8 protein-coding genes are annotated in these 10,365 nt (G+C 64.2%); all 8 read right to left on the bottom strand.

Annotation, left to right across the window (positions count from 1 at the left end; all coding sequences use genetic code 11):
• Window positions 1–7: 7 nt before the first annotated feature.
• Window positions 8–1,108 carry a hypothetical protein gene (locus M8J71_RS06945; RefSeq protein ID WP_256247221.1) on the bottom strand — a complete coding sequence of 367 codons (1,101 nt, stop codon included), beginning with the start codon at window positions 1,106–1,108 and terminating at the stop codon, window positions 8–10.
• 98 nt (window positions 1,109–1,206) lie between these two features.
• Entirely contained in the window at window positions 1,207–3,621 is a 2,415-nt protein-coding gene (locus M8J71_RS06940) for a CBM96 family carbohydrate-binding protein (RefSeq protein ID WP_256247220.1), read from the bottom strand.
• A 146-nt stretch (window positions 3,622–3,767) separates the two neighbouring features.
• Window positions 3,768–4,763: a glycosyltransferase gene (locus M8J71_RS06935; protein ID WP_256247219.1), complete on the bottom strand. Its 996-nt coding sequence runs from the start codon at window positions 4,761–4,763 to the stop codon at window positions 3,768–3,770.
• Between the two features lies 1 nt (window position 4,764).
• Window positions 4,765–5,622: a glycosyltransferase family 2 protein gene (locus M8J71_RS06930; protein WP_256247218.1), complete on the bottom strand. Its 858-nt coding sequence runs from the start codon at window positions 5,620–5,622 to the stop codon at window positions 4,765–4,767.
• Between the two features lie 440 nt (window positions 5,623–6,062).
• Window positions 6,063–7,376: a M18 family aminopeptidase gene (locus M8J71_RS06925; protein ID WP_256247217.1), complete on the bottom strand. Its 1,314-nt coding sequence runs from the start codon at window positions 7,374–7,376 to the stop codon at window positions 6,063–6,065.
• 10 nt (window positions 7,377–7,386) lie between these two features.
• Window positions 7,387–8,265, bottom strand: a complete 879-nt coding sequence (locus M8J71_RS06920) for an intradiol ring-cleavage dioxygenase (protein ID WP_256247216.1) — start codon at window positions 8,263–8,265, stop codon at window positions 7,387–7,389.
• Between the two features lie 58 nt (window positions 8,266–8,323).
• Window positions 8,324–9,016, bottom strand: coding sequence for a response regulator (locus tag M8J71_RS06915; protein ID WP_256247215.1), 693 nt, complete (start codon window positions 9,014–9,016; stop codon window positions 8,324–8,326).
• Window positions 9,013–10,365, bottom strand: coding sequence for a sensor histidine kinase (locus tag M8J71_RS06910; RefSeq protein WP_256247213.1), 1,353 nt, complete (start codon window positions 10,363–10,365; stop codon window positions 9,013–9,015). Before M8J71_RS06910 ends, M8J71_RS06915 begins: the two co-directional genes overlap by 4 nt.

The raw sequence follows: 10,365 nt of genomic DNA, 5'->3' as shown, positions 1-10,365 counted from the left end.
CACCCCCTCAGATCTGCTCGTCGATGACCGACGGCAACAGCTCCTCGAGATACCGGACGATGTCGTCCGACGCCTCGTCCGCGCTGTACGCGGCAGGCACCTGCAGCAGGTGGCAGGGCCGCCCGTCCAGGGCTTTGCTCAGCACTACACCTTTTGCCGCGAAGTGCTCGCGCCATGGGACGACGGACGTGGCGGCCAGGCCCGTCACCACATGCTGCGAGAAGCCTGCCATCTCGATGTGGAAGTTGCCGATCATCCGGTCCACCATCCAATCGGTTGTCCGCTCGACAATCCGGGACCGGGAGCCTTCGTAGCGCTCAATGTAGATAGCCGCCGCGAGCGGGGCCGTGGTGGTCACTTCCCGGCCGGGAAACGCCTTCGCAGCATCCACCATGCGGTGCTCCGGCGACCACCGGCGGGAGAAGTCCGCCAGGCGCGGATAGCGGATGACGTACGGATGCACCACCGTGGTGAGGCGGCCGACGCTCTTCGAGAGCTGTGGCGGGACGAGGGGCTTCCGGACACCTTCAAACAGATGCGGGTAGATGTTCCGGTGGTGCGGCTTGATGAACATAGGCTTCGCGTACCCGAGCAACGTGGCGTCCTCGGCGAGGAAGGCCCAGTCATCGCCCATGAACGACCACCCCTCGCGCCGCATCAGCTTCGCTGCGGTGCTCGTCTTACCGGTCCCCCCGGCGGCCGGAAGCGCGATCGCGTGCCCCCGGTACGCCATGGTTGCCGCGTGGATCATGCCCGCTCCCCGCGCGACCATGGCGGCGTCCAGAACAGGGACCACGGAGGTCAACAGCTCGCCAGGGCCGTGGATGCGCCACTGGTTTCCGTCCCTCACGACCTGGAGCTGCTCGGCCTGGAAGCGCACGCTGTTTTCCGTGTACGCGAGCTCGTGCTCAAGCAGACCCGCATCCGGCATTGGCTCCAGTTGGTCATCCACCGTGATGTCGGCTGGCCGTTCGGTGTCAGTAGCGAAACACGCCAACATGCTTCGGAGCTGCGGCGCTGACGGCGCCGCTGCGTCGACGCGGAGCGTGATGCGGCCATGGATGTCGAAGTGCAGTGCCTGGGTGTTGGTCTTGGTCTGCTTGTGCATTGTTTGTCCCCTGTTTGTGTGGTGTTTCTTAGATGGTGTTGCTGGTTGGTGGTGCCGGTCGGATGGTGTTGTTGGTGGATGGTGTCGACGGCGTCCGGCTAGTTCGCCAGCGTGAGTACCAGCTTGGGTGCGTATAGGCCACTGCTGGCCTCCTTGGAGTTAAGGTCCACGCCGTCGCTGCTGCTGGAGTCCATACCAAGAGAGAGTTCCCCGCCGAGCTCACCCAACAAGGCAGTGGCATTCAGCGAAATGTTGTAGTTGGTGTTGGTGGTTGTTGGGCCAAGCGTGCCGAGAATGCTGGTCCCGAGCGCCGGCTTGTTGTTGTAGGTGATGCCGGTCTCGGTCCAGCTGTCATTAGCAACCAGCTTGACGTTCTGCGTACCCGTGGACCCGCTCCCGGCGCTGCGCAGCTGCAGCACTGCACTCTGCACCGTTCTGCCTGCATAACCCGACAGGTTGAACTTCAAGTACGTGGCCTCCACCGGGCTGTTGTCCACGCCCAGCATGGTACTGGTGCCATTGTTCACCGTCACCGCCCCGGCCGAGACGTAGCTGTCAGCGGTGGCAGTAAGCGTCACGGTCGTCGTCGTGCCGCCGGTGGAGCTGACGCTCCAGGTCCGCGTCGCTGGTGTGGCATCGGTGTTGCCGGCTGCATCGATGGCCCGGACGTTGAATGTGTGGGATCCCACCGACAACCCGGTGTAGGTCCGGGGCGAGGTGCACGCCACGTACGCTGCACTATCCAGGCTGCACTGGAACGTCGAACCAGCCTCAGTCGAGGTGAATTCAAAGGTGGCACTGGTTGACGTCGACGTCGATGCCTCAGCTGGTCCCGACGTGATCGTCGTCTCCGGGGCCGTCGTGTCTCCACCACCGGAGCTGACGCTCCAGGCGTGCCTAGCTGCTGTCCCGTCGGCGTTGCCGGCTGCGTCGGTCGCCCAGACATCGAATGTGTGGGGCCCGACGGACAACCCGCTGTAGGCCCGAGGCGAGGTGCACGCGACGCGTGCAGCACCGTCCAGACTGCACTGGAACGTCGAATTCGCTTCACTCGAAGTGAATGCAAAGGAGGCGCTGGTCGACGTCGATGTCGCAGCTGGTCCCGACGTGATCGTTGTATTCGGAGGCGTCGTATCACTACCGCCAGCGGGGCGTTCGTAATAGTGCCAATATCGGCTTGTAGCGTTCACATCGGCGAGCAACAACAGACCCGTCGAACTGTTGAGGTTCTGCTTCGTCGACGTTACGTTGTGGACGTACTGGTCGGCGTCCATGATACGAAGCGTCTTCGTCGCGGTGGCGAGCCCGCCGGGGTTGCTTACGGGCGCAGACTTCTCGTAGATCGCGCCCCCCGAACTTGTGCAAACACCAGCGTTCGTCGCACCAGTGCCACTCTTCGGATAGGTAGCGAAGGTACGCAGCATCTGTGTGCTCTCGTCAATCAGGACCATCACCCGGTTCGGGCATTCCGCCACAGTCGCGATCGTGTGCGCCGCCCACTTCGCAGTCGCGGTATCCAGTGCCAACAGCTGGATCAGCGGCTGGGACGACGACGTGAATGACGTCTTGATAGCGGCGAAAACCCTTCCGCCCGAGGAGTCCAGCCACTTCAGGTTCATATGGTCATCACCGCTGCGCTGCCCCAAAACTGCCGCAACAGGAGCGGTCCAGGCGGTTCTGGACGTTGCAGAGTCCTCGCGGTAACTCCAGTACATGCCGTCGGTGGCACCACCGACCTGCCGGCTCCACATCACACCAACCTTCCCGCCGAACGCGATCACAGCCGAGATGTCGTCCACAGAAACGTTGCTCAACGACGCAGGGTGCTGGAACGGTGTCCCCCAAGTCACACCGCCCTCGTCAGTGTTGTTCAGGTAGATCCGGTTCCCCTGTTGCCAGGTGGCCCATAGCCGACCCTTCGAGTCCTTATCGATGGTCAGGGCCTCAACGCGTTGGTTGTTGATGTTGGAAGAACCAAGCAGCTTGTACGTCTTCGCAGCCGAGTCGTAGCTGTAACGCCGCATCGTGGTCGGGTAGTTCGGTTCAGCCGGCAGCCCGTCATTGACGAACCGATAGCTCGCCACATACAACGTCTTTCCGTCCCACAACACGTCATGATGCGTGTTGGCGCGCGTGTCCGTTGCCACGCCCGTATCAACCCACTTACTCGTCGCGCTGTCGAAGCGGAAGATATGGAAATCCGAACTGGCGGTGTCCCACATGTTCCCCCACCAGGTCCCGTCGTTGAACCACAGCCCACTCGTTGACCGCTTCGTGCCCGTCGGCGTGCCTGTCCCGGTATGCGACGGACCTTCAACGCCGACATCACCCGGGGCAGCCGACGCCGCAGGTACCACCACAACAACACTCACCGCAAGCAGCAGCGCAGTCAGCAGTGCTGCCAGCAATGAGTGTGGCCGCAGCTTCCGCGACCCGTGTGAACGGAGACCATCTCCGGCGACGAATCCGCGCGGAGCTGTACCCTCGAGCGCAATCTGGTTATTCATCTTCATTCCCCGACCTTTTCAAACTGAAAACTTCTGACAGTGCCGCTCCACCGTGCCCCCGGCCGGTCCGGCAATCGATCACTCTCCATACCCGGGATCAGCTCCGGGGACCGCGGCGTCGGCGGCCCGTAGCAGCTCCTTCGTACGTTTATTCACTGGACTTCCCGCCAGGCAGCATCCACGGGAGCTGTGCTTCCCGGAAGCGGCGAGACGTGGGCCAAGCGCCGGCCGCGCACATAACCTGCGGCTGTAACGGCCAAAACCGAAACCACGGCCCCTGCCCGCCCAAGTCCTCCCCGGTCGCGGTTTCTGCTCCAGTCGTAAATTCCGGAAACAACGGCGCGTGGCAGGACGCTGCGGACATAGCGGCGTTCGGGGCCCAGTGCCCGTTTGTGGCCTACGACCTGGCTGACCTGCGCCTTGGAGATCCCTTCGGACCAGGACCTGGCCAACATGTAACGGAACGTTCCCCTCTGGGCCGGAACGTGATGGTGTACCAGGGCGGCGGGTTCGTACACGATGCGTGACCCCGGTGTGCCCATCCTCGAACGTATGCAGATCTCCGTCTCTTCACAGCCGAGGGGCTTTGTCCCCTGGCGTCCGAGGTCAAGATTGAAGCCGCCGACCTGACGGAGCACTTCCAGCCGGAAGGACATATTCGCGCCGATGACGTTCCTGACCTCGGAGGCCACCTTGGGCATTCCCCTGTAGCTGCAGCCGACGATCCAGTCCAGCTCCTCGCCGAAGTAGGAGGGACGGCCGGCTTCCCAGATTGGTTCAACGCGACCGCCCACAGCCAGTACATCGGGATCGTCGTAGTAGGTGATAAGCCGTTCAAGCCAATCGGGAGCCGCTTCGGCGTCGTCATCGAGGAAGGCCACGACATCGGAGGTACAGAGGCCCACGCCCGTGTTCCGGGCTCCGGAGAGCCCCTGGGCACCGCTGCTCTCCACAAGCCTCACGTCATCAACAGTGGCGATGAGGCGCTTATAGAGATCTTGGTTGTGGTCGACAACCACAAAGACCTCGTGTGGAACAACGGTCTGGGCACGGACGGAACCAATGACGTCCAGCAACCTGTCCCAGCGCGCCATCGTGTAGCAGCAAATGACCACGGAAACGGTCGGAGGTTCAATATGTGTACGCATTTCAAAGTCCTTGAACTACGGAAAGAAGACTCTGCGGATCGGTAGGTGTACGCGGAAACCTGACGTTTTCGTATGCGTACTTCACTCGCCGGAGGGCCTCGGGGCGGGCTCCGGCAGTCGGCGCTTCCCAGAGCATGCATTCGCGTGCGAGCGTTCCCAAGACCCGCCACCCGTCACGGAACGTCTGCAGGTTCGAGGCTCCGGAGATGCGGTCGAGCTCAATGCTGGGTACCTCTGCAATGCGAAGGCCCGCCCTGGCTGCGCGGACGATCAGCTCGGTCTCGATCTCGAACCCGTCTGATTCCAGCTGCAGAACCTCCAGGCATTCCTTGCGGAAGGCTATATATCCGTAACAGAGGTCGGAGTAGTTGCTGCGCAATACAGTATTGGCCATCCACGTAAACGCGCGGTTGCCGGCGCTCCGCAGCCAGGTCAGGTCTTCGGATCCGCCTCCCGTGACGTAACGGGACCCTTTCACGAAGTCGTAGTCGTGCTGGAGCGGGGAGACAAACCACCCGATCTCCTGGGGGTCCATGCTTCCGTCAGCGTCCAGCATGACGATGATGTCTCCAGAGGCTGCTGCGAACCCTGCCCGGAGTGCGACGCCCTTGCCCTTGCGCTGCTCGTCCACCACTACAACGTCGACGCGCAGTGCACGGGCAACGTCGACGGTGTGATCGTGGGAGCGCCCATCCACGATGACAACCTCGTCCACGTACGAGGGCATGCGGCGAATGACCCAGGGAAGGTTCATTGCTTCATTCAGGGTTGGAATAACCACGCTGACTGACGCTCTTGGTGACGAGATAGTCGGCTCGGACAAGGAGACTGGGAGCTGGGTGGAAATAGACAAATGCATCACCACTTCATGACAATTACCGAATAGGAGACAACGTCGCTCTTATGAATGCGCGACACTAGCGCTTGTCGGGTCTCGGTCTAGTCTGTGGCCCCAGCTCTTCAGCCGTTGACTCTGCCCGTGTCAAAAGAGCCTACGGTCCGCCCCAGGGGGTGTCACGAGTAGCCTGTACTCCCTTTTCGCGGCAAAATCCCCTGGCCCTACGTAAGTAGCGGGGTTGCCGTGCAGGCAGGTACTTAGGTATAGGGTTATCGCCCAATCCGATGATTAGGTATAGGGGGTTTCACGCGTTCCAGGGAAATAGGTACAGGGGTTGTATTGCGACGTATTTGACGCCGGTCTATTGTTTGGCATTTTGGATCTACGGCTCGCTAAACTCCAGGCATATCGTTCAATTCACCAGTAGAAACAGCGATGAATACGAAGCTACGTCCGCGGGCCTACCCGTTGACGGCCGTCCGGAAGAACAGCTCCGTCACAGCGGCCAGCCGCCGCGGGTCCTCCACCCCGCACAACTCCCGCGCAGAATGCATGGAAAGCAACGGAACGCCTGCGTCCACCGTCCTGATTCCAAGGCGGGTGGCAGTCAGCGGACCAATGGTGGAGCCGCAGGGGATTGCGTTGTTGGATACAAACTCCTGGTACGGCACCCCGGCTTCACCGGAAAGCCGGGCCCACACAGCTGCCCCGTTGGCGTCCGTGGCGTAGCGCTGGTTGGCGTTGATTTTCAGCAGCGGGCCGCCGTTAAGTACAGGGCGGTTGGCGGGGTCGTGCCGTTCAGCGTAGTTGGGGTGGACGGCGTGCCCGGCGTCGGCCGAAACACAGAACGACGCCGCCAGCGCCTGCCGCCGTTGGCTCACTGTGGCACCGAGGCCGTCCGAGATACGCACCAGCACATCCTCGAGGATGGGCCCGCAGGCCCCGGAGCGGGAGTTGGAGCCAATCTCCTCGTGATCGAAGGCGGCAAGTACGGCGACCGGCCCGCCGGCGGCGCCACCAACAGAAGAAGCGTGGGCAATCAGCGCCACCAGCCCCGCATGGGTGGCCGAAAGGTTATCCAGCCGCCCGGACGCGAAGAACTCCCCGTTGCCCCCGAAAACCGCAGGTGCCTGCGTGTCTGCAATGACGACGTCGTACCCGCCAATCCGGGCAGGGTCCACGGAAGCGCCGGGAACATGGGAAGCCAGCACCGCAAGCAGATCGGAATCCCCGGCGTTGCCGAGCCCCCATACGGGATTCATGTGCCGTTGCTTGTCCAGCGTGAGGCCATCATTCACGGTGCGGTCCAGGTGGATGGCCAGCTGCGGGAACCGGAGCATGGGACCGGTGGCCGTGAGGTGCTCGGTACCATCCAGCATGACCAGCCGCCCGGCCAGCTGCAGCTCACGGTCCAGCCAGGAGTTCAGCAGCGGCCCCCCGTACACCTCCACGCCTGCCTGCAGCCAGCCGTGCGCACCAATGGTGGGCTTGGGCTTGAGCTTGAAGGAAGGGGAGTCAGTGTGTGCCCCCAGGATGTTGAACCCGGTGGTGGGTCCGGCGCCCCCGGGGACCACCCAGGCGATCAGCGCGCCGTCGCGGATGATGAAGAATGAACCGGCGCCGCCCTCCCAGGGTTCCAACTCATCCAGCCGGACAAACCCGGCGTCCAGCAGCCGGCGGCCCGCTTCGTGCACGGCGTGGAAGCTCGACGGCGATGCGCTGACGTAGTCGCCAAGGTCCTGGATGTGGTCTGCAGCGGAGGATGAAGAAGGCATGCTCCCGAGTCTAGAGGGTGACGTTGAGCCCAGCCGTGTAGCCTGCCGCAGCCGTTCCGGTCATGGTGGCGAGCTGGTAGATGCCGCCGTCGTTCCTGAACACGCTGTCGGACTGCAGCGTGGTGCGGCCCATGTTCCGCCTGCTCGTCTCGTAGCCCGGGAAGGCATAAACGTCGTCGCAGGAGGCCTTGGTGAGCGCAATCTGCGAAACGGCAAGCACCTGCCCTGCCGCCGTCGCGTTGTTCATGGACTCGAACACCTCGAAGTGGATGTGCGGCCAGCGTCCGGAATAGGCGCCAGGAAAAATCGTCGTGAAGGTGGCCTGGCCGTTCACGTCCGCTTCCTGGACGCCGCGCAGGTAGCTCTCGCTGGTGAGTTCCGGGTCGTACATCGAATACCTGCCTTCCCGGTCGCAGTGCCACGCATAGACGGCCGCCCCGGACAGCGGGACGCACCCGTTCGCGTTATCCAGCAGTGTCAGGGTGAAGGTCAGCGGTACTCCTTCAGCCCTGGCGGTCCCGGTCCCGAAGCTGGATGCGATGTCCCGGCGCACTACTCCGGAGGCTTCCAGCAGGTTGGGCCCATTCGAGCCGTCGGCCGGAAATGGCCCGGCGGTTTCCTGCCGAATTTCCACGCCGCACTCAGCAATGGCCCGGGTCAGGGCAGGCGACGGCGAACTGGCGGCACCTCCCGAAGCAGCGGCTGCCGGGCCGGCGGACGACGTCGAAGGGCCGGCGTTGGGGGTCGTCCCGCCAGGAGTGCAGGCAGCCAAGGCAGCGGCGGCGCCGCCCGCGCCGAGGAACATGCCCAGCGACCGGCGGCTGATGATGGTCGAAAGGTCGAACTCGAGGCCGCGGTCGTGGTTCGGGTGGGGGAGACGATTGCTCATGGGACCATCCAACCGCCCCGCCCATCGCCTGCATAGGGTCTCCTGGGCGGCGCGTGCGTCAGTAGTCCGGGTTACTGGGAACCACCAGGCCGGTTTCGTACGCATAGACCACTGCCTGGACGCGGTCGCGGAGGTGGAGCTTGGTGAGGATGCGCCGGACGTGCGTCTTTACCGTGGCCTCTGACAGGAAGTACCGGTGGGCGATCTCCGCATTGGACAGGCCTTCGGCCATGGCCTGCAGCATTTCCGTCTCCCTGGGCGTCAGGTCGGCCAGGAGCGGATCGGGCGCAGGAGCCGCCGGTGCGGGCTTGGCGGCACCGCGGACATAGGTCTCCAGCAACCGTTGGGTGACCCTGGGCGCCACCACGGCGTCACCGCTGGCCACCAGTCGTACGGCGTTGATCAGTTCCGACGGCGCGGCGTCCTTCAGCAGGAACGCGGACGCGCCTGCCTGGAGGCCCGCGAAGGCATACTCGTCCACATCGAAGGTGGTCAGGATGATGATCCTGGAGCAGGCCCCGGATTCCGTGATGGCACGCGTCGCCTCGATGCCGTCCAGCAGGGGCATCCGCACGTCCATCAGCACCACATCGGGGTTCAGTTCCCGGACCTGGCGGACGGCCTCGGCACCGTTTGACGCTTCGCCCACGATCCGCAGGTCCTCCTCGCCCTCGAGGATGAGCCGGAAGCCCATGCGGAGCAGCGGCTGGTCATCCACCAGCAGGACCGTTATGGCCGGATTATTGGTCATGCTTTGCCTTGGAGTTCGTAGGGACGGAGTGATTCGGAAACATCATCGCCAGGCCAGGTCAGGACGGCGTGCACCCGCCAGCCCCGTCCGCTGCGGCCGGCCTCCACTGTGCCGGAGTAGATCCGGGCCCGCTCGGCCATTCCGGTGATTCCCTGGCCGGTGCCGTAGGAGCCGTGCCCCGGGGCGGTGGCCGCGCTATCGCCAGGGGCGGGATGCCCCGGAAGTCCTGCCCCGTCGTCGAGCACGTCAATGGTGACCGTTGAACCCGTGCGGACAATCGAGACGTCTACGCGTCCCAGCGAACGGCCGTAACGGAGCACATTTGTCAGTGATTCCTGGACAATCCGGTACACGGTGAGCTGGAAGGCGGCGTCGTCGGGCAGCGCCGGACCGGTGTGGGAGTAGTGCAGGGGCAGGCCCGCGGTGCGGAAACCCTCCAGCAGCTTGGACAGGGTGTCGCCCGATGCGAGCGGCAGCCGCGGGGCCGCTGCTCCCGCATCATCCCGGAGGACACCCAGGACCCGCCGCATGTCGGCGAGGGCCGTCCGGCCAGTCCGGGACAGTTCACCCAGCACCTCGCCGGCGCGCTCCGGACTTTTTCGGACCACGACGGCGGCGCCGTCCGACAAACTGATCATCACCGTCAGCGAGTGGGCCACGACGTCGTGCATCTCCCGGGCGATACGGTTCCGTTCGTTCACCGACGCGAGCCGGGCGGTCCGCGCTGCCCACGCGGCCACTTCCAGTTCATGCTCACGCCCCTGCCGGACCGAGATGCCAATGCCTGTGGCGATGAAATTGGACAGGGTGATAGTCGCCCCGGTGGCGATGCTGGTCAGCAGGTGGAAGTCGCCGGGGTTGACTCCGGTGTCGTGGACGAAGGAGTTCTCCATCGGCCCGACGGCGGCCAGCAGGTAGGGGAGGGCCAGCGGCGCCGTGGCCACCGCCATGGTGATGAGGGCAAAGCGGCGGGTGTGGGCCACTGCCACGGCATACAGCGAGAACCAGAGGCCGGCCGACACATTGGAGCCCCACGGGTGCAGCAGCGTCACGGCCACTTCCGCCACTGCCACAAAGGCAACAAGGCCCACCGGGTGGAAACGGCGGAGGAACAGTGCCCCGGCCACCGCCACCAGCAGGGCGATGGCGGGCCAGTTGCCGGACTTGGTGGCGTCCACCACCGTGGGCGCCACCAGCAGGCTGTAGCTGGCGGCCACCACGGCGTCCATCACAAGGGGGTGCCGGTGCAGGTAACGCCGGATGCGCCCCCTGCGCCGGGCGGTGAGCTCGGCAAAGGACGCGTCGGCCTGTCCGGCCGGCGCGTCCCTTCCAGCTGCCATTTCTGTCAT

Source organism: Pseudarthrobacter sp. R1 (assembly GCF_024494415.1).
GTDB lineage: Bacteria > Actinomycetota > Actinomycetes > Actinomycetales > Micrococcaceae > Arthrobacter.
This window is presented reverse-complemented; position numbering and strand designations above follow the sequence as displayed.

What these genes read in the sequence shown, in the direction of transcription:
- M8J71_RS06945 (WP_256247221.1), bottom strand. Translation starts at nt 1,108, where the DNA reads ATGCACAAGCAGACCAAGACCAACACCCAGGCACTGCACTTCGACATC.
- M8J71_RS06940 (WP_256247220.1), bottom strand. Translation starts at nt 3,621, where the DNA reads ATGAAGATGAATAACCAGATTGCGCTCGAGGGTACAGCTCCGCGCGGA.
- M8J71_RS06935 (WP_256247219.1), bottom strand. Translation starts at nt 4,763, where the DNA reads ATGCGTACACATATTGAACCTCCGACCGTTTCCGTGGTCATTTGCTGC.
- M8J71_RS06930 (WP_256247218.1), bottom strand. Translation starts at nt 5,622, where the DNA reads ATGCATTTGTCTATTTCCACCCAGCTCCCAGTCTCCTTGTCCGAGCCG.
- M8J71_RS06925 (WP_256247217.1), bottom strand. Translation starts at nt 7,376, where the DNA reads ATGCCTTCTTCATCCTCCGCTGCAGACCACATCCAGGACCTTGGCGAC.
- M8J71_RS06920 (WP_256247216.1), bottom strand. Translation starts at nt 8,265, where the DNA reads ATGAGCAATCGTCTCCCCCACCCGAACCACGACCGCGGCCTCGAGTTC.
- M8J71_RS06915 (WP_256247215.1), bottom strand. Translation starts at nt 9,016, where the DNA reads ATGACCAATAATCCGGCCATAACGGTCCTGCTGGTGGATGACCAGCCG.
- M8J71_RS06910 (WP_256247213.1), bottom strand. Translation starts at nt 10,365, where the DNA reads ATGACAGAAATGGCAGCTGGAAGGGACGCGCCGGCCGGACAGGCCGAC.